Here is a 25,718-nt window from a genome sequence, read left to right as displayed (position 1 = left end):
CCGTGAGGCAGTTGATACGACGGCGAGTTTGTGCATCCGCTAACGGTGTTCATAAATTTCCATATGGAGACACGCATGTCCGGAAATCATGGCGTTGTGTACGTTGGGCCAGGCAAGGTCGAAGTCCGTTCTCTGGCCTTTCCAGAGCTCGCAGAGCCGAATGGGAAGAAAGCAAATCACGGTGTCATCTTGAGAGTGGTCGCGACGAATATCTGCGGCTCCGATCAGCACATGGTTCGAGGGCGGACTACTGCGCCGGCAGGGTTGGTATTGGGTCACGAAATCACGGGTGAAGTCATCGAGGTCGGTTCTGACGTCATAACCCTCGCCAAGGGCGATCTGGTGTCAGTGCCTTTCAACGTCGCATGCGGTCGGTGTCCAATGTGCAAGGCGCAGAACACGGGTGTATGTCTCAATGTGAATCCGGCCCGGCCTGGTGGTGCTTACGGATATGTCGACATGGGCGGTTGGATCGGCGGTCAGGCAGAGTTCGTGATGATTCCGTATGCGGATTTCAACCTGCTCAAGATTCCTGACAGGGACCGGGGGATGGCGAAGATACGCGATCCGAAGTGCCTGTCAGACATTTTGCCTACCGGCTACCATGGAGCAGTCACAGCGGGTGTTTGTCCGGGCTCAACCGTATATGTAGCCGGTGCCGGGCCTGTCGGGTTGGCCGCCGGCGCCTCCGCTCGGCTGCTCGGCGCTGCCGTTGTGATCGTTGGGGACGTCAACAAAGCTCGACTGGACCATGCCCGTCGCGTCGGCTTCGAAACCGTCGATCTTTCCGAGGACGCAACGCTATCGGACCAGATCGCCGCTATCCTCGGTGAACCCGAAGTCGATTGCGCGATTGACTGTGTCGGGTTTGAAGCACGTGGGCACGGACACAGTGGTTCGCAAACTGAAGCGCCAGCGTCAGTGCTAAATGCTCTGATGGAGGTCACCCGTGTTGCCGGCAAAGTCGGTATTCCCGGTCTGTACGTTACTGACGATCCCGGAGCAGTCGATCCGGCAGCGAAGCGGGGCAGCCTGTCGGTACGGTTGGGACTTGGATGGGCGAAGTCGCATAGCTTCTTCACAGGCCAGACTCCAGTCATGAAGTACAACCGGAATCTGATGCAAGCGATCCTTTGGGATCGACTCAATATTGCAGAAATCGTGAACGTCCAGGTTATCGCATTGGAGCGAGCGCCCGAAGGCTATTCTCAATTCGATTCCGGCGTCCCCAAGAAATTCGTACTCGATCCGCATGGTCTGCTGAACGCAGCTTGAGAATCCGGGCGGTAAGCTTAAAGCGTGTGCGTGTCGCGGGGCGGGCACACGCTTAAGTGGGTGGCGCCTTGCAGTAGCTGTCATACGGGCAAAGCAGGTTCGTCGGACTGTACTCCCCCACATCAAGCGCAGACATCTCGCGATCCGGACGCGGAAATAGTCAACTTGAAGGTAATGAAAATAAGAGGGAACCGCTCCTGAACCGCCAATTCGCCCGGAAAGCCTTATCAGACAAGGCGTCTTGGGAGGTAACTCAGTTATCAAAGTTGCCCGTGTGCGGGGCGTCCGCGTTGATTTCAGCCCGATTCGCGAGTGGGTCGACTACTGTCCAAGGTTCCGCCCCGCAAGTGGCCATTAGGCGAGCACGGGACTCAATGCGCCGTGGATGAAATGACCGCTAGACCTGGATGCTGTTGAAAAAGTCGGCCACCGTCTAAATCGCGAGGTTTTCATGGGTCGCTTTACCCTTACTCAAGGGCTGCGAGCGGCTTGTACGCCGATCTGAGAGGTCGATTTTTTCGCTGTTGCTCGACAACCCGTATGTCGCGACTTTTTCAACAGCATCCCTGGAAAGCCGACGTTCGAATTGCTGCGTGAGATCGCTTGCCAACGTCTGGGCATGGCCGCCCTCTGCCTGTCGCGGCCGACGACAGGCGTCCCCGCTTCTGCCGATCGTCTGAGATCCACGACTGGCCGTCTGCGCGATGGACACTGTTGCAAATCGGCTGCTTTGCGCTGCATCAAAGCGGCTTGAACGCAAGCATCTGCCAAGCCCAACGCGGGCATACTGTGGAACAGCCCCCTGGCGTTTCAGGCAACCGGCTTGCGCCACACGCTGGCTAGCCACGGCTGCCGCTCACGCGGCAAGCCGGCGGGCCGGTAATAGTGCTCAATTTCGACGAAGCTTGCGTCCGCCATATATCGGCGCCATGCTTCGAGATCATGGAAGACGCCGTAGCGGCCGTGGCTCCAGCCTTCCTGATTCGTGCCGCGCGGGTTGGAGCTGAACAGCACGCCGCCGGGCTTCAGCGTCGCGTGCAATTGCCGCAACACGCGCGGCAACGCCTGACACGGGACATGGAACAGCGCGGCGTTGGCGAAAATGCCGTCGAAGTGCGCGGCCGGCAAATCGAGATGCAGGAAATCCTGCTGCCAGACGTCGCAGCCAGTCTCGTCACGCGCCATTGCAACGAAGCGCTCGGCGCCATCGAGGCCGACCGCGCAATGGCCGAGTGTAGTGAAGGCCTTGAGATCTCGCCCCGGCCCGCAGCCGAAATCCAGGATCGTAAGAGGCGGCTCGACTTCGATATGGTGCAGCAGCGCCACGATGTTCTGCGTGACGTCGTGGTCGTACGTGCCGTTGCGGAAATCTTCCGCGTGCGCGTCGTAGTGCTGCAACGTGACGGCACTGATTTTATCGAGGTCGCGGGGGTCGAGTTCCATGCGGGAAGTATATCTCGGGGCATTTCCCGCACGACTACGTCGTACTTCCGGTGTCATCGGTCGTGATCGGTTGCGTGCCGAACAGGATGAACAACGCGATTCCGTGTGCGCAACTGATTCCTCTTGGGTTTCCGAGGAAAGCGCACGGTGTCAGGCGAACGACTGGAGATGGCCGTACCTTGCCGATCGTCGTGCGATCGACCCGTGCGTGCCACGAGCGGCAGGACGCGACCCATCAGTGTCCGATTGCACTGCCCTCACGAACATACGGCAGACGCAGTAGGTGCAGCATGATGTCTCGCGAGTGCGCCAAGTGCGCCGCAATGAGGGGTATGAGAATCCGTGGCGCCAGTCGGTCTTCGCGAAAAGACTCTGAACAGGCGCGACGCCCAAGCAGCCGCCCGCTCGACTGATGATTTTTTCGGCCGACACTACGCGTCGAAACAGATTTTGGCAGTACTTCGCTTCTCCATCTGTTGCGTGGCACGATGATGCTTTGCATCGCGGGAACAGAATCGCTCGACATGCTGACGGGTCTGCGCGCGCTCAACCTCGACCCGGGCGAACTCGATCTTCGCAGGTACGTTGGCGTGATCTTTCGTACGGAGGCTTACCTTTCTCCGCTTGCACAACGGACGATCGAATTGCTACAAGAGCGGATACGCTGAATCCCGTCACTATGGGCGCGGCTCCTGAACGGGCGATGGCCTCACCTTTTCATTTGTGTGAAGTGGTCATTCCTCGCGCTAGGCCGGGGACATGAAGGGCTGGTTCAGGGTCGATAAGTCGTTGGTCGAAACGTCGTCGGTGAACGTCTCATGTCGACGCGGCAACGGACAGTCGAAAACTTTGTGTGAGCGTCTCAAAGGGGTCGGTTACGGCGGTTCGACATATAGCCTTGGAAGTCACAGCCTTGCTGAACTGCGGGCTTCCGGGTTCGGCCATGAACCTTCGTTCGCGTGTGCCATTGTCGGGACGTTCAGGCGTCGGCTTCACACTAAGCAGCCGTTCGACGATTACTCAAAAAATTCTTCGTCGATCTTCTTTAGCTCAATGGTTTCTTCAACACGACAGCCGACGTTGAACCTTATCATCAGCTTGGCTAGCTGGCGACCGTCAATTAGGACGATACGTTTGCTGAGAAATCAGCCGTCTCTCTGGCAGAAGACGAAAAGGCCGAGGTGGTAACAAAAAGTCCCTTTGCTGCCTTGAAACGATCCAGTGATCCGAAGAAATCACGGATCGCGCCCGAGCCTACATTGTTGCCGTCCGAGTAGCGCTTGGCCTGCACGTAAATTCGATCTAGGCCTAGGGCGTCTTGGTCGATAACGCCATCAACGCCGCCGTCGCCGCTCTTGCCTAACGCTCGGCCGGCATCGCTTGTGGACCCCCCGTAACCCATTGCGAGCAGTAACTGAACCACGAGGCGTTCAAAAAATTCGGGCGGGGCCGCAATAACGCGGGCGAGCAGATCAAGACTGAGTTCATCGTCCAACTCTGCATGAGCTTTTCGAATGATTTCGTCCGGCGTCATTCCGCTCGCCTGGACTGCCTCGACCGCCGCAGAGGCTTTCCCAGCGTTGTCGGTACCATCGCTGGCCTCCCGGAACAGTACGAATTCTGGAAATTGTTCAAGAAAGTGAATGTCGATCTTTTCAGGAGGATTGGCTAATAGGTCACGCCCCCTGTCAGTTATCTGAAAGTGTGCTCGTTTGGTCAACTCCACCAGTCCTGCCTTGCCGAGATAGCTTTTGGCCCAATGCACACGGTTGGCGAAGGTAGTCTGCTTTCCGGATGGCAATAGTTCTGATCGCTCGTCCTCTGTCAGTTGGAATTTGTCAACCAATGACTGAACGACATCAGAAATCTTAACCTCGCCCATTTCGGACGAGCGTAGGACGGGCAGCATCAAAGTCTGAAAATCAGGAATGGCCATTGTAGAGGGTCAATTAGTCAAACGGCACCGACGCGGCGGTGCGTCGTGGTGAGGAATGATACTGCTTCCCCTGTCCGATGACTTCCCAGCACCTAACGTCCTCTCCCCTTTGGTACGAGTCGTTGTCGAACTGCCACTGCAACAGTCAACTCCGGGTCGCGTGCGGCCGACCGCCGCCCTGCGAATCTCGGAGTGGCTATGCGAACTGCATAAGGCAGTGATCGGCCATGAAGCGTCATTCGCCCGCACCGTTGCGGGGACGTTCAGATGTCAGATCCACCCAGCAAGCGGCCATTCAATTCGCGAGGACGAATCGTGCTTCATCGGCCTTTTCGGTCATGCGCACAACATCGGGTTTCACGCTGAGCGAATGGCCGCTTACACTTCTGGCCGACTATGGTCTCCGGGGGCTCGAGGGTGGGGCCTAGCACGCCGAGACAGGATTGTTTTGCGTCATTTTCGCTCCAATGGGAGTAGCAAATAGCCAGCGCCTCAGAGAGCATTGAGCCGCCGGCGATCTGGTTGTTCGCCTGGCGGCTTCCACCCATACTACCTTCGCTCGCCTATTTTTGAGCAAGGATCGCTTCCCTGTTTCCTCGTGCTCGAGTAATGCCGGCGCTCGCCAATGTGACCGGTGAGAGGATCGACCCGTTTCGCGAACGCAAACAATGCCAGGCAGGCGATGGGCGAGATGGCGAGGACGACCAATAACATATTGAAATACCAGTAACAACGCACTCGGTTGTTTCGAAGGCGTGATCGCTGCTGCCCTCGCCGTTGGCGTGAATGCACCGTACGTCGAGTGGCATCGCATTCACTTCGCGCAGCGGCTGATTTGTCGGCCGCCGGCGTCGTCAGCCGGAATCTCGTTTGGCCGATACCGTCTCCCGCGAGCCGTCAGCATCGCGGGAGAGCCACCTTACTGGCCTACGAAGATAAGGCCGTGCGGATTGCCCATTCCAGTGAATACCGGCGTCATTACTCCCGTGGAGATATTGTCTTGCAGAACCATACCCTTGCCTGCGCTGTATGCCGTGCCGGCAGTAAAGCCAGCAGTCGCATCAATGCGATAGATCAGCTGAGTGGCATTGTCGGACAGCAACATAAAGGAGTTGCCCGAAGGCGCCCAGCGCGTATCGTCCACAGGCGACGGGTTGCCGTACGCCGTCAGCGGCAATACGCTAACCGATTGATTCGGGCCGGGGTTGTGGATGAATACCAGCTGGGAGCCGGCCTGATTGTCCTGGACAAAATCGCCGTTCGGGGCGATGGCATTCGAGTCGGGGTCAATCATGTTGAGCGTCACCTGAGCGCCCGTCACGACATTGGTTGCCGTCGCCTCGCCCATCAGCACCGGCGTGAGATGGAACGTTTTATTTCCGGGATTCAACGTCATGCTGTACACCGCCGGGTTCGCGTTGACCCCTTTGGGCGCGCTCGCGGATGGCGAAGTCAGCGTCGGGTTCCCTCCCGACACATACACGGTGCCGTTGACCACTTTCAGGTCATCAAGGCCACCGCCGTGTGCGGTCAGGGCGTCGGGCGTGAACGTTTGCTGCGTGCCTGTGGCCGTGTTGATAACCGTAAGCACAGGGTTCGCGTCTTCATTCGACGTTAACCAGATCGTGTTGGCATCGTACTCCGCAATTCCATCCGGGTGCCCGGGCACATTGATCGTCTTCAGTACGTTCCCATTCGGATCGTACTCGATGATCTGGCTCTGCGGCGACGTGCCCGCGACTACCGTACCATCTGGATTGTTGTTGGGATCCTGTGCGAGGACATAAACGTTATTGCCGTGCAGGAGAAGATCATCGGGCTGAAGTGAACCCGGTATTTTAGCGAAAACCGAGATCTTGTAACCGGGAAGCGCTTCGCTTACCGACGCTGGCACCTGGATGCCCGAGCCGGCAGTCGCCGGAGTCCCTCCCACGCTACTTCCGCCTCCGCACGCCGAAAGAATTGAAGCGATACCAGCGAGACAAAGGAATTTTGCCTTACTCATTTCCCATCCTCAATAAATAGATTGGAAGCGCAAACTTTATTGAGGCTTTGTGAATATGTAATGACACATATAAACAGGAATACTAATTAACGTTAAAGCGATGACCTGAAGCATATTAGCGAGACCTTCGCTGTGTTCAGCATAAAAGCTGTTGCCTTTCCGCGAGTTCGCTCGAACATTAAAAAAAGTTAATGTTGTGACGGATTATCGCCCCGCATACCGTTGCCTGATTTCAGTACGGCATCGGCGGACTGCAACGGGTCGATAGCTCCTGTTTGAAGCGCTCGGAACCGGCCATTCGCGGTAGGTCGTACTTGGTGATCTATAAATGACCGGTGTGGCCGATGACCCGCCGAGCGACTGGCAGGAGTGAATGGCCGCTGTAGTTGGCGGATTCAACCTGTCGATGCAACACAATGAACGTCGGATGAGCGGCGGGAGTGTTGCAAATGAAACAGAGGCGCCGGATCTATTACAGCGAAAGCCAGAAGGCATTGATGTGGGAACGCTGGCGTAAAGGCGAGTCGTTGCAGCACATCGCCCAGCTATTTGACCGCAATCACTCGTCAGTACAGGGAATTCTGGCGCAAACTGGAGGAATCCAGCCTGCGCCCCGCCAGCGATCCAGGCTGGCGCTCACGCTTGCCGAGCGTGAGGAGATTTCGCGAGGCCTCGTCGCGGGCGATTCGATTCAGTCAATCGCCCGGCGGCTGTCGCGGTCACCGCCCACGGTCTGTCGCGAGATCAAGCGCAACAGTGGACAGGGCGGCTATCGGGCCAGCCACGCCGACCAGCTTGCATGGGATCGGTCGCTGCGCCCGAAAGTCTGCAAACTGGTCGAACATCGGACGCTGGCCCATATCGTGGCCGACAAGCTCCAGTTGCAGTGGTCGCCCCAGCAGATTGCTGGATGGCTCAAACGCGCCTGGCCAGGCAGCGAGGACTACCACGTGTCACACGAGACCATCTATCGCAGTCTTTTCATTCAGGCACGGGGTGCACTGAAGAAAGAACTGCTGGAGCATTTACGGCGCACCCGGGCCATGCGCCGCTCGCGCCATCACACGCAGAAAACGGACGATCACGGCAGGATCCGTGACGCGGTATCAATCGGTGAACGCCCCGCCACTGTGGAAGACCGTGCGGTGCCGGGGCACTGGGAAGGCGATCTCCTGTGTGGCAGCGGCGGCAGCCAGATTGCAACGCTTGTCGAGCGTCAGACACGCTATGTAATGCTGGTGAAAATCGCGAGCAAGGACAGCGAAACAGTAGTCAATGCGCTGATCAAACACGCTGGAAAGCTGCCTCAGGAACTCTATAAATCGCTTACGTGGGATCGGGGAACAGAGATGGCGGACCATAAACGGTTCACCATCGCCACCGACATTGCCGTGTATTTCTGCGATCCGAAACACCCCTGGCAACGTGGCTCGAATGAAAACACCAACGGCCTGTTAAGACAGTACTTTCCGAAAGGCATCGACCTGTCGGTCTACTCACAGGCCAAACTCAACGCCGTGGCACGAAGGCTGAACGAGCGACCACGAAAGACACTGGATTACGAAACACCGGCTGAACGGTTCCATCGAACTATTGCATCGACCGGTTGAATCCGCCTTTTGGAAGCTGCCGAATATGTGCTGCTGGGTCCACCGTCGGCTATACAGGGTCGAACTGAGACAGTCGGACGGTGCGTGCCTATCGCGTGCGCCGAACACCTGACTCATCTGGTGAGTCCGTTAGATATCGTCGGTCTGCAAGTAAATCGAAGAGTTTTGTCGATAGATGAATGGCGTGGGTTAGCGCGCTGCCCCGGGATTCCCGGCATTCCCTTATGTCGCTTACGGTGCCGGCCTTGCTCGCGTGCCGTTGGTGAAGTAGATTGTCTCTATTGAGGTGTCAGGCGGGAGGTATCGCCATGGAACTGAGCGTCGAACGTGTCGATGTTTGGGCAGCGACCATCGAGGACAAGCCGGGCGGTCTTGCGAAAGTATTAAGCGCCTTGCGGGATGCTGGGGCCGACCTGCAGTTCGTCGTTGCGCGTCGCACGCCGGAAGCATCGGGCAAGGGAATCGTCTTTGTCGCACCGCTGCAAGGGGACACGGAGATCCGTGCCGCTACGCAGGTGGGGTTCAGCGTCACCCCGAGCCTTCACTCCGTCCGTGTAATGGGTCTGGACCAACTGGGGATCATCGCGCAATTGACCCAGATGCTGGCAGACGGGGGGATCAACCTCCGCGGCGTTTCGGCCGCTGTGCTTGGCACGCAGTTCATTGCTTATCTCGCGGTCGACTCGTTGGACGATGCCGAAAAAGCGACGGACATTCTACAGAGGGCCTGAAGCGCCGTGCCGGACTGCGAACTCGCTAGTTTCCTTCCTGGCGAGCCAACTGGTCGCCCTTTCTGCCATGGCTGCCGCTTACGAACGTCCGTTGCGACCTCGACTCGACAGACTGAGCGGCCGTGCGTACACGCGAGCGCGAAGCGGCTGGGTCTCAGTCCGGCCATGAGGCGACGGTCGACGAAGTGACTGGAATGGCCGAGGTTGCGCACGAAGCGCCCATTCACTTCTCTGGCCTAACCGCCCGCCACGCCAAGCCGAGCCGCTCACTAATGCCGGGATAAATCGCGATCCAGCCGTTTCACATCGCGGGCAACCTCGCTAGTGCGCAAATGGAAAGTGCCTCCTCAAAAAAGCTATCAACCCTCACAGTTGCGGCCTATCCACAAAGCATTTACAAAAACCTGATTGATAGGTACGCTCCACCGTTTCGCGATGGCAACACCATGCGCCGGTGTCGATCCGGCGCAGATCCTGAGTGCCATGGCGACAGACTCCCTTTTCTGAACAGCTCGCAGAATGTGATTTTTCCAGTCATTGGCCGACACGATCTGTCACAGCGCCAAAACGGAAAACATCATGCATGACTTGAGCGAAATCGCGCACTGGCTGGAAAGCCACACGATTCACCACGTCTCTGACGTTCACGCGACACTTCCGGATCCCACCTTCATTTCGAACGTCGGCTTCATCCAGACAACCGGACCGTCTAGCGACGATCCCGCATGTGATTCCTCGAGCTGGCGTTGCGTTGAGTCCGAAACAGACTGACATTCGACCGAACAGTCGCTCCATTGCTACCGCGGATGCATTAGACTTTTCGGCGAGGCGAGACTGACTTGCACTTGAGCGACGGGCAATGCTTAGACACGGCAAAGCAAAGAGGGGCAAGCTTCAAAGCAAATCCACGGAAATGACGCAAGGCGTGAGTGGATTCCGACTGAAGGCCGAAGCCCATCCCGAGCTTGACCCGCAAGAGCGATACCGCGTTGTTATGGAGGAGCTATCAAAAGCAAGCGCGTGTCCCACGCAGACTTCAGTTCCTTCCGTCCGATGAAAACGGTGCTGAACTTCGCGGTAACCAGTTCGGATGTATCGTTACCGGTAACAACTACGACGAGGAGAAACCAATGGCACAAACAACAAATGGACCACTTTCCCACGCGCGGTCGGCTGTCCGGCTCAGCGCATCTTCTCAACGGCACGGCCTGCCCGGTCCCGCTGCCTCCGCTGCGGGCGTGGCGTGCGATCGGTGCAGCCATACTTTCGCCGATGAGCAGCTATGTCGAAATACGCCCATTGATAACTGCCTCCCGTTCATTTTGAGGAACGACACGCCAGACGCTAGCATATTGGCAATGGCGCATCGATGCGTCACAGCGTTGCCACCGGTTTGTCACCGCGACATTACGAACGCTGCCTCATCTCCTCAATGCGGCCATACGCCGGTCACGAAGGGAGCGGCGGCTCAGGGTCGCGTGCCGCCGATGGCTGCCTTACGAAGTTCGAGCGATGTATGCCGATTGCATGAGGCAGTGATCGGCCAATCGCGGACGTTCAACGACCTACTACCGATGACTGGAGTACTTCCCAAAGCGGCCAACGGACGCCAACCCTTTCGCTACGCCTTCCCACGCGGGTTTGCATCGTCCTGGGCTTCCAACGCCGCGACCATTTCACCTGCGGCCAGTTGCAGTTCCGGTACATAGCGACGCGTCGCTTCCACAAGTGTCACCGCGCGAGACAGAAAAACGACGTTCAAGCTCGCGAGGACGCGCTCGCGCGATACGATCGCGACCGCAACGGCGCCGATCCTACTCTGAGCCGCCCAATCACCGTGATTCGAACCGAAACCATCGGCGCGAACGCGTCGAATGAGGTTGCGAACTAGTGCATCGCTGGACGCCAGCGCCTTTTGTTCATCGCCGCCCGCACCCGAGCGCAGCAAGTCGAGAATATCCTCACGCTCGCCGTCGGGACACATCGCGAAATAGGCGCGGCCCGCCGCCGTCAAAAGAATCGGCAAGCGCCGGCCAACCATCGACCGATGAAACGATAGTTGGCTGAACCGGTGCGTCGTCTCGCGGATGATCATCGCGTCGCCGTCGGGCGTCGTCAGATCGGATGGCCACGCTACGCGCTGCAGCATCCGGCCCATGATGGGCGGGGCGACGGTCGCGATGCGTTCGTCGTCGGTGAAGCCTTCGCTCAATGAACGGACACTGAGCGTCAGGCGAAAGCTGTCGTCCGACGCACTGCGCCGCACGAACCCTTCTTCGACCAGCGTCTCGAGCAATCGCCGCACGGTGGTGCGGTGCAAGCCGATTGCGTCGCTGATCTGCTGGCTCGTGGCGCGTCCACTTTCCATCGCATTGAGCGCACGCAGAACCTGCAGGCCGCGAGCCAGACCTCGAACGTTTGTGTACGTCGCCACAGAAAAATCCCTTTCGAATCAGCTATGTGCATTCTATGCACATTTCTTGGATTTTGTTGAGGGCGCGGGTGACGCTCCCTAGACTTGCATCAAAACCAACTATTCAAAAGGAGACGCACCGGGTGACCGACGTCACGCATGCGTCTTCTGAATCTGACTGAACAAACCAGTATCGGACGCGACCACGGACCTCATCCGGGCGCGATCAAGGAGACAGACATGGGACCCGCCGTCGACACGGTGGCCGGTAGCGGCCACCCCGAGATTGTGTCAACCGACATCGCCATCATCGGCGCCGGCCCGGTTGGCCTGATGATCGCCAATTATCTGGGACTGCAAGGCGTGCGTGTCGTGCTGCTCGAAAAGCTCGATCAGATCATCGACTATCCGCGCGCCATCGGCCTCGACGATGAAGCCTTGCGCGTGTTCCAGTCCGTCGGGCTGGCCGACGACCTGCTGCCGCATACGACGCCGGAACACTGGATGCGCTTCGTCACGCGCACTGGTCGCTGTTTTGCTTCGATCGAGCCCCGCACCGATGAATTCGGCTGGTCGCGCCGCAACGCCTTCATTCAACCGCTGGCCGATCGCATCCTGTTTCAGGGGTTGCAACGGTTCCCGCACGTACAGGTGCTGTTCGGACACACGGTCGACGGCTTTAGACAGGACGACACCGCCGTATCGATCGACGCGCACGATGAAAGCGGCGCGAGCAAATCGATCCGCGCGGCCTATATGATCGGCGCGGACGGCGGCAATAGCTTCGTGCGTCGCACGCTCGACGTGCTGTTCGAAGGACGCACCAAGGCGAATCAGTGGATTGTCGTCGATGTACGCAATGACCCGATTGGCTCGCCTCATGTCTACATGCATTGCGATCCGGCGCGGCCATATGTGTCGGCGGCTTTGCCGCACGGCATCCGGCGCTTCGAGTTCATGGTGATGCCTGGCGAGACGGAAGAAGAACTCTCGACACCGGAGAACATGGCGGCACTGGTCGGCAAGGTGGTCGCCGACCCCGCCCAGGTCGACTACATCAGAAAGCGCGTGTACACGCACAACGCGCGCCTTGCGAGCACGTTCCGCGTGAAGCGCGTGCTGCTCGCGGGCGACGCCGCGCACATCATGCCTGTGTGGCAAGGACAGGGCTACAACAGCGGCATCCGCGACGCGAACAATCTTGGCTGGAAGCTCGTCATGGTGGTCAAAGGTCTCGCGGGCGACAGTCTGCTTGACACCTACACGACGGAGCGCCGCGCCCATGCGCGCTCGATGATCCATTTGTCGGAAGTCGCGGGCGACATCTTCGCGCCGACGAGCCGCCTCGGCACCACGTTCCGCGATGCTTTCGTGCGTTCGCTCGCCGTGCTGCCGTCGCTCAAGCGCTACTTCGTCGAAATGCGTTTCAAACCGATGCCGCGCTATGAATCGGGCGTGGTGCTACTGCCTGAGCGCGAGCGCCGTGACGGCTTTCTCGCTCGATTGCTGGAGCGCTCTGGCCATTCGGCAACTGGTCGCATGCTTGGCTTGATGAGCGAGAAGCGCGAGTCGCTGATCGGGCGTCTTGTGCACGGACGCGATCCGCAAAGCCAGTCGCCCGTGGGCCGCATGTTCATTCAGCCCCCCGTTCGCACGGCGGACGGCGCAGTGATGCGCCTCGACGATGCGATCGGCAATCGCTTCGCGATCATCGGATGGGGTACGGAGCCGACGTTCGGACTGACACGGGAGGCACGCGAGACGTGGGCGCGAATGGGCGGCTGCTTCGTGATCGCCAAGCCCGACACGCAGTTGGACTATCGCGACGACGTGCCGGCAGACGTGATCGCCATCGGCGACGTGAGCGGCCGGCTGAAGGAATGGTTCACGCGCGCGCCAGAGTCGGTCGTGCTGCTGCGCCCGGACCGCTTTGTCGCAGGCATATGCATGCCGCAGCAGGTGTCGCGCAGTATCGCGGACCTGGCTGGCAAGCTTGATTTGCGATCGCTCGCTACGCGCGTCGTTCAGTACGCAGACGATGAAGCTGGCTGTGCCGCGACTGTCGCAATCGAAGCAGGAGCCTGACATGCCGATCCTTCTCGAATGCCTGTCCCACACGCCGCTGCACGGTTACTTCGACCCCGCGCCGGAGATCGTCGCCGAGGTGGAACGTGTGCAGCGCAAAGCCCGCGCGCGCGTTGAAGAATTCGATCCGGAACTGGTCGTGGCCTTCGCGCCTGATCACTACAACGGCTTCTTCTACGACATGATGCCGCAGTTCTGCATCGGCGTCGCCGCGACGGCGATTGGCGACTTCAATAGTCTCGCCGGCCCGCTCGACGTGCCGCAGGACATCGCGCTGGCGATGGCAGAGAACGTGCTGGCGAATGAAGTCGATGTGTCGGTGTCGTACCGGATGCAGGTCGATCACGGATGCGCGCAGGCGTTGGAAGTGTTGACGGGCGGCCTCGATCGTTACCCGGTCGTCCCGGTCTTCATCAATTCGGTGGCGTCGCCGATGGCATCGTGCCGCCGTTCGCGCCTGCTCGGCGACGGGATCGGCCGCATTCTCTCGCGTACAGACAAGCGTGTGCTCGTGATCGGCTCGGGCGGCATCTCGCACGAACCGCCCGTGCCCGACATCGCAGGCGCAAGCGCAGAGGTCGCCGAACGGCTGATCGACGGACGCAATCCGTCGGCCGAAGCGCGCGCGGCTCGGCAAGCACGCACGGTAGCCGCGGCGAAGTCGTTCACGGCGGGCGACAGCCATTTGCATCCCTTGAATTCCGACTGGGATCGCGCATTCCTCAATCAGCTCGCAGCGGGTGAAGTCACCGCCGCCGACGGCATGACCAATGCCGCGATCACGCGCGACGCCGGCAAGTCCGCACATGAAATCCGCACTTGGATCGCGGCGTTCGGCGCGCTCTCGGCGTACGGCCCGTATCGCGCATCGCTTGATTACTACCGTCCCATTCCCGAATGGATCGCAGGCTTCGGCGCGATGCATGCGCAGCCGGACACACAAGGAGACTTTCATGTCCAATGAAGCAATCGAAAGTGCATTGGCTGAACGCCTGCGCGATGCCGAACACAGACGGCAGCCGGTCGCGCCGGTGCGCGGCGAGATTTCCACCGACGATGCCGCGCTCGCGTACGCCGTGCAGCGCGCGAACGTCGACGCGCGATGCGCTGCCGGCGAGCGCGTGGTCGGCCGCAAGATCGGTCTAACGTCGCCTGCCGTGCAGCAGCAACTTGGTGTCGATCAACCCGACTTCGGCACGCTGTTCGCATCGATGGCCTACGGCGACAACGCGCCGATGCCGCTATCGCGTCTGATCCAGCCGAAGGTCGAAGCGGAGATCGCGCTCGTGCTTCAGCGCGATCTCGTGCAGGACGAACACACGTTCGCCGACCTGATCGGCGCGACCGCCTACACGCTCGCTGCGATCGAGGTCGTCGACAGCCGTATCCAGAACTGGGACATCCGCTTCGTGGACACCGTCGCCGACAACGCGTCGAGCGCGATGTTCGTGCTCGGAAGCCGTCCGGTGCCGCTCTCCGCAATCGATTTGAGAGCCTGCGCAATGACGCTTTCGCAGGACGAAGAGGTGCTGTCGCGCGGCAATGGCTCGGCATGTCTCGGCAATCCGCTCAACGCAGCCGTGTGGCTTGCTAATCGCATGGTGCAACTCGGCACGCCGCTTCGCGCCGGCGACGTCGTGCTGACGGGCGCGCTCGGACCGATGGTAACCGTCACGCGCCCCGGCACGTTCACCGCGCAAATCGACGGACTCGGCAGCGTCTGCGCCACTTTCACCGACTAAGGAACTCACATGGCAACCGACAAACTCAAGGCCGCGATCATCGGCTCCGGCAACATCGGCACCGATCTGATGATCAAGATCATGCGACACGGCAAGCATCTGGAAGTGGCCGCCATGGTCGGCATCGACGCGGCGTCCGATGGTCTCGCGCGCGCTGCGCGCCTCGGTGTCGCGACGACGCACGGTGGCGTTCAGGGACTCGCGCGTCTGCCCGAGTTCGACGACATCGACTTCGTGTTCGATGCGACCTCTGCTGGCGCGCACGTCAAGAACGACGCGTTTCTGCGCGCGCTCAAGCCCGGCATTCGCCTGATCGACCTGACGCCAGCGGCGATCGGCCCGTACTGCGTGCCCGTCGTGAATCTGGATGCGCACATCGACAGCAGCAACGTCAACATGGTGACCTGCGGCGGGCAAGCGACCATTCCGATGGTTGCAGCTGTGTCGCGCGTGGCGAAGGTTCATTACGCGGAGATCGTCGCGTCGATCAGCAGCAAGTCGGCCGGACCCGGCACTCGCGCGAACATCGACGAGTTCACGGAAACCACGTCGAAGGCGATCGAAGCGGTGGGCGGCGCCCACAAGGGCAAGGCGATCATCGTGCTGAACCCGGCTGAGCCTCCGTTGATGATGCGCGATACGGTCTACGTGCTCTCCGAGCTTGCCGACCAGGCAAAGATCGAAGCATCGATCGAAGCCATGGCCGCCGCCGTGCAGGCCTACGTGCCGGGCTACCGTCTCAAGCAAAAGGTTCAGTTCGACGAGATTCCCGCCGCCGAGCCGCTCAGCATTCCCGGGCTCGGCCGCGTCAGCGGATTGAAGACTTCCGTGTTCGTCGAAGTGGAAGGCGCCGCGCACTATCTGCCGGCCTATGCCGGCAACCTGGACATCATGACCTCGGCCGCGCTTGCGACGGCGGAACGCATGGCCCAATCGCTCGCGAACGCATAAAGGATCATCGAAATGAGCAAGAAACTTTACATCTCCGACGTCACGCTGCGCGACGGCATGCATGCGATCCGCCATCGATATTCGATTGAGAACGTGCAGGACATCGCCCGCGCGTTGGACCGCGCGAAGGTCGACAGCATTGAAGTCGCACACGGCGACGGCTTGCAGGGCTCCAGCTTCAACTACGGCTTCGGCGCGCACAGCGATCTGGCGTGGATCGAAGCGGCCGCCGATGTCGTGAGTCACGCGAAGATTGCGACGCTGCTCTTGCCCGGCATCGGCACGATTCACGATCTTAAGGCCGCCTACAACGCGGGCGCGCGCGTCGTGCGCGTGGCAACGCATTGCACGGAAGCCGATATCTCGAAGCAGCATATCGAGTACGCGCGCGAACTCGGCATGGACACTGTGGGCTTCCTGATGATGAGCCACATGACCACGCCGGAAAAGCTGGCCGTCGAAGCGAAGAAGATGGAGAGTTACGGCGCGACCTGCATCTACGTGGTGGACTCGGGCGGCGCGATGAACATGAGCGACATTCGCGCGCGCTTCAAGGCGTTCAAGGACGTGCTGGATCCCGCCACGCAGACGGGCATGCATGCGCATCACAACCTCAGCCTCGGCGTGGCAAATTCGATCGTCGCAGTGGAGGAAGGATGCGACCGCATCGATGCAAGCCTTGCAGGGATGGGCGCTGGAGCCGGCAATGCGCCGCTCGAAGTGTTCATAGCGGCGGCAGAACGGCTCGGCTGGCATCACGGCACCGACCTCTACACGCTGCTCGACGCCGCCGACGACCTCATACGACCGCTGCAGGACCGCGCCGTCCGCGTGGATCGCGAGACGCTCGCGCTGGGTTATGCCGGTGTCTATTCGAGCTTCCTGCGCCACTCGGAAGTCGCGGCGAGGAAGTACGGCCTCAAGACCGTGGACATCCTCGTCGAACTGGGAAGGCGCCGCATGGTGGGCGGCCAGGAAGACATGATCGTCGACGTCGCCCTGGATCTTAAGCGCGAGCTCAACACACCCAACTAGCGCAACGCTCTCGTTTGAACGGATGCAGTCATAGCCCGCAGCGCTATCGCCGCCAAGAGCGATGCTGAACCTACATTGGAGACATCATATGAAAACCTCAACACCCGCTCGCGCGAGCGGCGCCATTACCGTCGGCTTGTGCCTTATCGTCGCGTTGCTCGAGGGACTTGATCTGCAATCCACAGGGGTCGCCGCGCCACGCATGGCGCGCGAATTTCACCTCGCCGTCGCGCAGATGGGATGGGCGTTCAGCGTCGGCGCACTCGGCCTGCTGCCGGGCGCGGCAGTTGGCGGGCGCCTCGCGGACCGGCTCGGCCGCAAGCGTGTGCTGATGCTCGCGGTGGCGCTGTTCGGCATTTGCTCGATTGCGACGACTCAGGTCTGGCACTTCGAGAGCCTGCTCGCCGCGCGCTTCCTGACGGGCCTCGGACTCGGCGCCGCGATGCCGAACCTGATCGCGCTCTGTTCCGAAGCGGCGTCGCCGCATCAGCGCAGTTCGGCCGTCGGCGCGATGTACTGCGGCATGCCGTTCGGCGCGGCAATCGCAGCCGTGATCGGGATCGTCAGCCCGGGCGATGAAGGCTGGCGGCACATCTTCTATGTCGGCGGCGTTGGGCCGTTGCTGATTCTGCCGCTGCTCGCGCTCTTCCTGAAGGAATCCGCTCACTTCATCGCGACCAGGTCGACCGAATCTGCGCATCATGAGCCGGCACCCGGTGTCGCTCAGGCACTCTGGAAAGAAGGCCGCGCCGGTACGACCCTCGCGCTGTGGATCAGCTTTCTCGGTACGCTGATCGTGCTGTACTTTTTGATCAACTGGTTGCCGTCGATGGTGCTGAGCCGGGGCCTCACGCGCGTGCAATCGAGCGTCGTGCAGATGATGTTCAACATCGGCGGCGGCATCGGTGCCATCGTCATCGCGGGGCTGATGGACCGGATCGGCCGGCGGCCTACCGTCACGGGCATGTACATCGGGATCGCCGTGGCGCTCGCCGTGCTCGCGAGTGCTGGCTCGAGTATGGGGATGGCGTTCGGCGGTCTGCTGGCGGGTCTGTTTCTCGTCGGCGGACAGTCTGTGCTGTATGCGCTCGCCAGCAACATCTATCCGACGCAGGTTCGGGGCACGGGTGTCGGCGCCGCCGTCGCGGTGGGGCGCATGGGCTCGATCCTCGGGCCATTGATTGCCGGCCAGTTGCTGGCGATCGGGCAAAGCGCGTCGGTGCTGGTTACCGCAAGCATCCCGATGATCGCGGTGGCCGCCATCGCGGCGCTGTTCGTGGTAGCCAGGTTTCCGCGTGGCTCATACATGGCCGTGGCGCAGTAGCTCGCGCGCACTCGGATCATCCGATACAGCGGGCTTTCGCCCGTTCCGATACTCACTCTGAAACGAGGTAACGTGAAATGACAGCAACGAAGGTTCAAAGCGAAATGGCGACCAGCAAATTCGTGAGCATCAAGGAAGGCGAGGGCGAACTGCGCGTGCATTACAACGATGCCGGCCAAGGCGACGAGACGGTCGTGATGCTGCACGGGTCTGGTCCCGGCGCGAGCGGTTGGGCGAACTTCAACCGCAATGTCGACGCATTCGTCGACGCCGGTTATCGCGTGATCCTGCTGGACTGCCCCGGGTGGGGAAAGTCCGATTCCATTGTGTGCCGCGGCTCGCGTTCAGAACTGAATGCACGCGTACTAAAAGGACTGATGGATGCGCTTGACATTGAACGCGTCCACATCGTCGGCAATTCGATGGGCGGTCACAGCGCGGTCGCGTTTGCCCTGGCGGACCCGGAACGTGTCGGCAAGCTGGTGCTGATGGGCGGCGGCACGGGCGGCCCTAGCCAGTTCGTGCCGATGCCGACGGAAGGCATCAAGCTGCTTCAGGCGCTCTACCGTGAGCCGACGCTCGACAACCTGAAAAGAATGTTGAACGTCTTCGTGTTCGACACCAGCACGCTGACCGATGAGCTGATGCAAGCGCGGCTGGAAAACATGCTTGCGCGGCGCGATCACCTTGAGAATTTCGTCAAGAGCCTCGCGGCCAATCCGAAGCAGTTCCCGGACGTGGGCCCACGTCTCGGCGAGATCTCCGCGCCGGCGCTCGTCATCTGGGGGCGCGACGACCGCTTCGTGCCAGTGGATATCGGACTGCGTCTTGTGTGGGGGATGCCGAATGCCGACCTGCATGTCTTCGGTCGATGCGGCCATTGGGCGCAGTGGGAGCATGCCGGGAAGTTCAATCAGATGGTGCTGGAATTCCTGGGGCGTTGAGGCGATTTACAACGGCGTGTGCGTGCAGTCTGCGTTGGATCGAAAGACGAAGCGCCGAGCTGCCGTGAGCGTCAGTTTCACTGCAAACAGCGGACAGTCGCGAGCGTGGGTTGACTGGCGGCTTCGGGTCGCAAGTACTCATTCGCTTTCCGCGGGACGAGTCATTCGCGACCACCGACCTGTGAATGACAGGAAAGCGCCCCATACCCGTCTGACCGGCACCGATGCTCGAATGACGGCTCAGGCCGAGAGGACTAAACCGCTCGCGCGGTAGGGGGCTACGGCCCGACTCTGGCGGCGAATGGGAGGCGAGTGGCGCCGGTGCTTATGTTGGTGGTTGAGGCAATCCGCCTCGTCCTCCAGCAGGAGTCCCATCATGACCTCCTCCGATCCGGGCATCAGCCCGCTGCGCCGCCGTATGCTTGAGGACTTGCGCATGCGCAAGTTCGCACCCAAGACCCAGGCCGCCTATCTGCGTGCCGTACGTCAGTTCGCCCGATACCTCGGGCGTTTACCCGATACCGCCACTGTCGAGGACCTCCGGGACTACCAGTTGCATCTGGTCGATCACGGCGCGTCGCCGGTGTCGCTGAACGCCGCGATCAGCGCTCTGAAGTTCTTCTTCGAAGTCACGCTCGGCCGGCCTGAGCTGATGGCGCGGATGCAGCCGGTACGCGTGCCTCGCACGCTCCCGGTTGTGCTCAGCCCCGAGGAGGTGCGTCGGCTCATCGCGGCAGCCGGAAACCTCAAGCATCAGACCGCGCTGTCGGTCGCCTATGGCGCCGGGCTGCGTGCGAGCGAAGTGGTCGCGCTCAGGGTCAGCGACATCGACAGCCAGCGCATGACCCTGCGCATCGAGCAGGGCAAGGGCCGCCGTGACCGCTACGCGATGCTCTCGCCGGTCCTGCTCGAACGTCTGCGCGTCTGGTGGCGCGTTGCCCGTGCCCAGGGCTGCATGCTCGATGGCGGGTGGCTCTTTCCGGGCCTCGATCCGATCGACCCGCTCAGCACGCGGCAACTGACCCGCGCCATCCATGCGGCCGCCGAGACCGCAAACATCGACAAGCGCGTATCCATGCACACGCTGAGGCATTCCTTTGCCACGCACCTGCTGGAACAGAAGGAGGATATCCGCGTGATCCAGGTGCTCCTTGGGCACAGGCAGATCGAGACCACCACGCTCTATACCCAGGTTGCCACTGACCTCCTGCGCAAGGTGGTCAGTCCGCTGGACCGCCTGCCCGCCGGCTAGCCCGGCCGCACGCGGAGCACCCCGTGCTGGAGGTCGCGGATATCTTCCGCGCCTGCGGGCCGGCGTGGCGGCGCACGGTAGCGCTGAGCCTGGGGCAGTTGAAGGTCATGTCGGCCATCGAACAGTGCCGCAGTGCGGCACTGGGGGGGCATGTGCTGCGCTGCGCCGGCTGCGACCGGATCGAGGTTGCCTACAACTCCTGCCGCAACCGTCATTGCCCGAAGTGCCAGGGCAGTGCTGCGCATCGCTGGCTCCAGGCACGCCAGGCCGATCTGCTTCCGGTCGGGTACTACCATGTCGTCTTCACGCTGCCCGCGCCCATCAGTGCCATCGCCTGGTACAACAAGGCCGTCATCTACGGGCTGCTGTTCGATATCGCCGCCGAAACGCTATGCACCATTGCCGCTGATCCGAAGCACCTCGGCGCCCAGATCGGCGCGACGCTCGTGCTGCACACCTGGGGCTCGGCACTCACGCATCATCCGCACGTACACGGTATCGTCCCCGGCGGTGGGCTGTCGCCCGATGGTCAGCGGTGGATCGCATGCCGGCCCGGCTTCTTCCTGCCGGTACGTGTGCTCTCGCGCCTGTTCCGCAGGCGCTTCCTCGAAGCGCTCACGGACGCGCACCGGCATGGCCACCTGCAGTTCTTCGGCCAGTACGCTGAACTTGCCGACCCAGCTGTCTTTGACGTGTGGCTTGCGCCGCTGCGTGCCTGCGAATGGGTCGTCTACGCAAAGCGTCCCTTTGCAGGACCCGAAGCAGTGCTCGCGTACCTGTCGCGCTATACGCACCGCGTCGCGATCTCCAGCCAGCGCCTGCTTGCATTCGATGAACGCGGCGTGACCTTCCGCTGGAAGGACTACCGTGCGAAGGGGCACACCCGCTACAAGACCATGACCCTCGAAGCCGGCGAGTTCATGCGCCGCTTCATGCTTCATGTGTTGCCCGGCGGGTTCCATCGCATCCGTCACTACGGGCTGCTCGCCAACCCGGTGCGCCGCACCAGTCTCGCGAAGGTCCGCGAACTGCTGCACGTCGCGGCGGAGGTCAACACATCACCCGAAGAGACTCTCGTTGAAACTCGGCCGGCCTTCATCTGCCGGCACTGCGGCGCGCCGATGATCGTCATCGATATCCTTGCGCGCACTGCACCGATTCGCGCACCACCCACGCGCCGGGGCGAGATATGAGCGCCACTGTTCCAGGACGAACAACCCGACCCTCGGCTTTGCGGCAACGCGGCCCACGAGCAGACCTTTGCGTCTGTCGCTTCGCACAGGCCCTTGCACGTCCGTTCCGCCATCACGACGGCGCCACTGCACCGCTTCGGCACAGCATCAGCCCTCAGCCAGCATCCCGCCTGACCACGCATCCCGCAACACCGCTCGCCATCCCGGGCAATCAATCGCCATAGCCCCGAAGACTCCCATTGCATCAGAGCACTCCGCGGTTTCCTCCCTTCAGGTTTATTCAACGCCTGCCTGCACGCGCCGGCGCGCACCCCGAGTCCACGGACATGGGCAGGCATCGAACAAACCTCAAGATCGAACAAACCTCAAGATCTTGAGACGCTCGTCTCGGACGTTCTTGCTTGGTAGCGGTCACAGACGCTCACGGGGCGTGTCGCAACGCCGGTTGACGACCTTTTGTGACCATGGAAGGTTTATGGTTGAAACTTGTCGATCTCGGAAGTTATTTGAGTAACAGACCCAGCGCCTAGGCCCCCTTTTTGACTTAGAATCCGGCCAAACGGAAGTTATTTGGTTAAATTTCCGGAAGCAAATCGAGTTCCTCTACAACTTACCTTGTACTTGCCCGCGTAAATGAGCACGCCTTGGAACACTTCGCGCAGCTTTCGCTTGAATTCGACCGGCATCAGCGGCGCGTCGTTCCAGTCCGCTTCGGCGATGTGGAGGTAGCCGACGCCGAGATCGCCGAGCAGCTTTGCCGCCGCGAGGTAGGTCGTCTCAGGGTCCGCGTCGACGCAGCCATTCAGCGTGGTCAGCGGCGCGAGACGGATGCCGACGCGCGACGCGTCGCCCGTGCCTTCGATCAGCGCCTGTGCGACTTCGCCGAGAAAACGCAGCCGGTTCTCGAGTGACCCGCCGTATTCGTCCTTGCGTGTGTTGGCGTTCGAATCGATGAACTGGTTGACGAGATAGCCGTTCGCGCCGTGCAGTTCGACGCCGTCGAACCCCGCGTCGATCGCGTTGCGGGCCGCAGCGCGGTACTGGTTCACGACCTCGCGGATCTCATCGACCGTCAGCGCGCGCGGCGCGGACGCCTGGACGAATCCGGGCGTGCTGCCGTCGTCGCTCGCGATAAACACGTTCACACCTTCGGCCTGGATCGGCGACGACGACACGGGCTGCCGGCCGCCGAGCAGGCTCGTGTGGCTCAGCCGTCCGACGTGCCAGAGCTGCGCGAAGATGTGTCCGTCCGCGGCGTGCACGGCGTCGGTCACCTTGCGCCATCCGGCGACCTGCGTGGGCGTGTGAATGCCGGGCGTCCACGCGTAGCCCTTGCCGAGTGCCGAAATATAGGTGCCTTCGCTGACGATGAGTCCCGCACCGGCGCGCTGCGCGTAGTAGGCGGCCATCAGGTCGTTGGCTTCGTCGCCGGGTTGGCTGGCGCGCGAGCGCGTCATGGGTGGCATCACGATACGGTTCGATAACGTTATGCCACCAAGCTTCAGCGGTTGGAACAAAGGATCGTTAGTCATCTTGCTTCCCGTGTATCGTTCGCGGCGTGGGCGCCGCGAACCGATCGAATGAAAAATTTTTGCCGTAAATCTCAATCCCAGGTTGGCGCGAGGCCGTCCGGATTGACGTCGCGGTCCCATCGGCGAGAACTCGGTCGTACCGATACCGAATGCGCCGACGGCAAGCGCGAGGAGCGGCGGCGCCGCGCCGCCGCGCGCGGCCTGAGGGGATGCGGCGGTCGGTTTCATGCGATGGACTCCTGGGTATGCGAATGAAAATGTGGCAGGACTTCCATCGCGATTTCCGCGAGAGTTTCGTCGAGCGGGCGGCGGTTGCGCCGGAAATGGAGCCCGATGTGCTGCGCACCCGCGTCGCGCATAGCCGCCAGTTCCTCGATCAGTGCAATGCGGCCTGCGCGCGCGCCGAAGCGATGCCGTTGCAGCGGTTCGTGCGGATCGTCGGCGAGATCGAGATGGATGAAGGTGACGTACGGCTTGTTGCCCGCGACCGCCCGCCATGCGGCGGCGCGCCGCTGATGAAGAACGAGTGGGACGTGCCGGCGCCGAAGTCGTCGATGTGCACAACGGTCGAGCGATCGGCTTCCTGCCACGAAATCGCGTAGACGTTGTCCACGATGCGTTGCCACTGGTAGGCCACTTCGCCGCGGGCGCCGGCGAACGCGCCTTCGGTGATCTCGTAGCGCATATGGATGCCGTCGTCGGCATAGGCGTTGATGGCCGTGAGCCCCGCATAGCGGACTTCGAAGGTCTTGCCTGCAAACAGCGGATGGTCGGCGGGTGCGTTCATGATGCTGATCTCCGGCAGAGAAGGTTTCAGTGGGCAAGTTCCACGGGTTCGGCGGTACGATCGGGCAGGCCTTCGCGCTGGTCGAGGGATCCGCTCAGGGCAGTAAGCGCGAATGCGCCGAGCGTCACTGCGGCGGCAATCCATGGCGTGTGGCCGAGGCCGATGTGCGCGACGATCAGCCCGCCGAGCGACGAGCCGCCCGCGACGCCGAGATTGAACGCAGCGATGTTGAAGCCGGACGCGACATCAGTAGCCTCGGGAGCGAAGTGGCGCGCCTGCTTGACGACGTACACCTGCAGGCCCGGCACGTTGCCGAATGCGACCGCGCCCCAGCAGAGCATCGTCAACACGGCGAGCCACGCGTTGTGCACGGTGAAGGTGAGGGCGAACAGCACGGCGGCGAGCAGCAGGAAAATCCGCTTGAGCGCCTTGACCGGGCCGACACGATCGGCGAGCTTGCCGCCCCAGACGTTGCCGGTCGCGACCGACACGCCATAGGCGACGAGCACGAAGCTGACTTGCGACGGCGTAAAGCCCGAGATTTGCTCGAGTAGCGGCGCCATGAATGTGAACGCGATCAGTGAGCCGCCATAGCCGACAGCGGTCATTGCATAGACGAGCAGCAGCCGGGGTTGCGCGAGCACGCGGAATTGCTGGAAGAGCGGCGCGGGACGCGCATGCGCGAGATGCCGGGGCACGAAGGCAACAGCCCCGAGAAACGCAACCAGCCCGAAACCCGCGACGACGAGAAACGTCGCGCGCCAGCCGAAATGCTGGCCGATGAAGGTGCCGAGCGGAATGCCGGCGACGAATGCGACCGTCATGCCGCTGAACATGGTCGCGATCGCGCTCGCGGCCTTCTCCTTCGGTACGAGCGTGGTCGCGATGATCGAGCCCGCCGAAAAGAACACGCCGTGCGCGAGGCCGGTGAGAATCCGTGCGACGATCAGCGACTCGTAACTCGGCGCACGCCATGCAACGAGATTGCCGACCGTAAACAGCGCCATCAGCCCGGCGAGCAGCGTCTTGCGCGGCAGGCGGCCGGTCAGCGCGGTGAGGAGCGGCGCACCAATCGCCACACTGAGCGCGTACAGGCTCACGAGAAGCCCGGCGGCCGGCAGGCTGACGCCGAGGTCGGATGCGATTGTCGGGATCAGGCCAACGATCACGAACTCGGTCGTGCCGATGGCGAAGGCGCTGATGGTGAGCGCGAGAAGAGCGAGCGGCATGGCGGTCGATCCGGAACATGAGTGGAGACCGGTGCAGTGTGCGCTCTTTACTTTTGCGGAAAAACCGGGTTATAAATGAAATTGTTTTGATTTGAAATCAACAATGGAAATCACGCTGGACGAATTGCGGACCTTCGCGGCGGTGGTCGACACCGGGTCGATCACGGCGGCCGCGCAGCAGCTCGACCTGACTGTGTCGGCCGCGAGCCGCACACTCGGCCTCCCCCGGGG

General features: G+C 61.4%; 17 protein-coding genes and 4 pseudogenes. 13 read left to right on the top strand and 8 right to left on the bottom strand.

Translation table 11 applies throughout. The annotated features are described in order from the left end of the window. Positions 1-75: 75 nt before the first annotated feature. A complete protein-coding gene (gene fdhA / locus OKW43_RS04615; protein WP_429445547.1) occupies positions 76-1,275 on the top strand; it encodes a formaldehyde dehydrogenase, glutathione-independent in 1,200 nt (399 codons plus the stop codon). 810 nt (positions 1,276-2,085) lie between these two features. On the opposite strand, the gene OKW43_RS04610 is transcribed toward fdhA, so the two are convergent. The 3 genes from OKW43_RS04610 to OKW43_RS04600 form a co-directional block, all read right to left on the bottom strand. After that, positions 2,086-2,718, bottom strand: coding sequence for a class I SAM-dependent methyltransferase (locus tag OKW43_RS04610; RefSeq protein ID WP_187639604.1), 633 nt, complete (start codon positions 2,716-2,718; stop codon positions 2,086-2,088). Between the two features lie 1,120 nt (positions 2,719-3,838). After that, positions 3,839-4,654, bottom strand: a complete 816-nt coding sequence (locus OKW43_RS04605) for a winged helix-turn-helix domain-containing protein (RefSeq protein ID WP_429445545.1) — start codon at positions 4,652-4,654, stop codon at positions 3,839-3,841. 919 nt (positions 4,655-5,573) lie between these two features. Beyond that, positions 5,574-6,659 carry a hypothetical protein gene (locus OKW43_RS04600; RefSeq protein ID WP_187639642.1) on the bottom strand — a complete coding sequence of 362 codons (1,086 nt, stop codon included), beginning with the start codon at positions 6,657-6,659 and terminating at the stop codon, positions 5,574-5,576. A 449-nt stretch (positions 6,660-7,108) separates the two neighbouring features. Here OKW43_RS04600 and OKW43_RS04595 point away from each other — a divergent pair, with 449 nt between their 5' ends. Next, the gene (locus OKW43_RS04595; protein WP_429445542.1) at positions 7,109-8,269 is read left to right on the top strand and encodes an IS30 family transposase; all 1,161 of its coding nucleotides are present in this window, start codon (positions 7,109-7,111) and stop codon (positions 8,267-8,269) included. A gap of 308 nt (positions 8,270-8,577) precedes the next feature. Further along, positions 8,578-9,000 carry an ACT domain-containing protein gene (locus OKW43_RS04590; RefSeq protein WP_429445540.1) on the top strand — a complete coding sequence of 141 codons (423 nt, stop codon included), beginning with the start codon at positions 8,578-8,580 and terminating at the stop codon, positions 8,998-9,000. A gap of 1,621 nt (positions 9,001-10,621) precedes the next feature. On the opposite strand, the gene OKW43_RS04585 is transcribed toward OKW43_RS04590, so the two are convergent. Further along, complete coding sequence (locus OKW43_RS04585; RefSeq protein ID WP_429445538.1) at positions 10,622-11,434, bottom strand: DNA-binding transcriptional regulator; 813 nt, start codon at positions 11,432-11,434, stop codon at positions 10,622-10,624. Between the two features lie 219 nt (positions 11,435-11,653). Between OKW43_RS04585 and OKW43_RS04580 the strand changes: the two genes are divergently transcribed. From OKW43_RS04580 to OKW43_RS04540, 9 genes are all read left to right on the top strand, one after another. Further along, positions 11,654-13,498, top strand: coding sequence for a bifunctional 3-(3-hydroxy-phenyl)propionate/3-hydroxycinnamic acid hydroxylase (locus OKW43_RS04580; protein WP_429445536.1), 1,845 nt, complete (start codon positions 11,654-11,656; stop codon positions 13,496-13,498). A gap of 1 nt (position 13,499) precedes the next feature. Beyond that, a complete protein-coding gene (locus tag OKW43_RS04575; RefSeq protein WP_187633486.1) occupies positions 13,500-14,462 on the top strand; it encodes a 3-carboxyethylcatechol 2,3-dioxygenase in 963 nt (320 codons plus the stop codon). Then, the gene (mhpD, locus tag OKW43_RS04570) at positions 14,452-15,240 is read left to right on the top strand and encodes a 2-keto-4-pentenoate hydratase (RefSeq protein ID WP_429445534.1); all 789 of its coding nucleotides are present in this window, start codon (positions 14,452-14,454) and stop codon (positions 15,238-15,240) included. Before OKW43_RS04575 ends, mhpD begins: the two co-directional genes overlap by 11 nt. A gap of 9 nt (positions 15,241-15,249) precedes the next feature. After that, the gene (locus tag OKW43_RS04565; protein ID WP_187633484.1) at positions 15,250-16,191 is read left to right on the top strand and encodes an acetaldehyde dehydrogenase (acetylating); all 942 of its coding nucleotides are present in this window, start codon (positions 15,250-15,252) and stop codon (positions 16,189-16,191) included. A 12-nt stretch (positions 16,192-16,203) separates the two neighbouring features. Beyond that, positions 16,204-17,226, top strand: coding sequence for a 4-hydroxy-2-oxovalerate aldolase (gene dmpG / locus OKW43_RS04560; protein WP_187633483.1), 1,023 nt, complete (start codon positions 16,204-16,206; stop codon positions 17,224-17,226). Between the two features lie 88 nt (positions 17,227-17,314). Next, complete coding sequence (mhpT, locus tag OKW43_RS04555) at positions 17,315-18,550, top strand: 3-(3-hydroxy-phenyl)propionate transporter MhpT (protein ID WP_246529990.1); 1,236 nt, start codon at positions 17,315-17,317, stop codon at positions 18,548-18,550. Positions 18,551-18,627: 77 nt separating this feature from the next. Next, positions 18,628-19,494: an alpha/beta fold hydrolase gene (locus tag OKW43_RS04550; protein WP_187633481.1), complete on the top strand. Its 867-nt coding sequence runs from the start codon at positions 18,628-18,630 to the stop codon at positions 19,492-19,494. A 376-nt stretch (positions 19,495-19,870) separates the two neighbouring features. Beyond that, entirely contained in the window at positions 19,871-20,746 is an 876-nt protein-coding gene (locus OKW43_RS04545) for a tyrosine-type recombinase/integrase (RefSeq protein WP_429445530.1), read from the top strand. A gap of 23 nt (positions 20,747-20,769) precedes the next feature. Continuing rightward, positions 20,770-21,939: an IS91 family transposase gene (locus tag OKW43_RS04540; RefSeq protein WP_429445528.1), complete on the top strand. Its 1,170-nt coding sequence runs from the start codon at positions 20,770-20,772 to the stop codon at positions 21,937-21,939. 581 nt (positions 21,940-22,520) lie between these two features. Here OKW43_RS04540 and OKW43_RS04535 read toward each other — a convergent pair. The 4 genes and pseudogenes from OKW43_RS04535 to OKW43_RS04520 all read right to left on the bottom strand — a co-directional run. Next, positions 22,521-23,471 (bottom strand): annotated as a pseudogene (locus OKW43_RS04535) (alkene reductase); the annotation flags it as partial. 224 nt (positions 23,472-23,695) lie between these two features. Next, a pseudogene (locus tag OKW43_RS04530) lies at positions 23,696-23,989 on the bottom strand (LLM class flavin-dependent oxidoreductase); the annotation flags it as partial. After that, positions 23,977-24,258, bottom strand: a pseudogene (locus tag OKW43_RS04525) (MoaF-related domain-containing protein); the annotation flags it as partial. The pseudogenes OKW43_RS04530 and OKW43_RS04525, both read right to left, overlap by 13 nt. Before the next feature lie 26 nt (positions 24,259-24,284). Continuing rightward, positions 24,285-25,487, bottom strand: a complete 1,203-nt coding sequence (locus tag OKW43_RS04520) for an MFS transporter (RefSeq protein WP_187633479.1) — start codon at positions 25,485-25,487, stop codon at positions 24,285-24,287. 103 nt (positions 25,488-25,590) lie between these two features. Here OKW43_RS04520 and OKW43_RS04515 point away from each other — a divergent pair. Beyond that, a pseudogene (locus OKW43_RS04515) lies at positions 25,591-25,704 on the top strand (helix-turn-helix domain-containing protein); the annotation flags it as partial. Positions 25,705-25,718: the final 14 nt, after the last annotated feature.

The organism is Paraburkholderia sp. WC7.3g (assembly GCF_050436345.1).
GTDB classification, from domain to species: domain Bacteria; phylum Pseudomonadota; class Gammaproteobacteria; order Burkholderiales; family Burkholderiaceae; genus Paraburkholderia; species Paraburkholderia podalyriae.
This window is presented reverse-complemented; position numbering and strand designations above follow the sequence as displayed.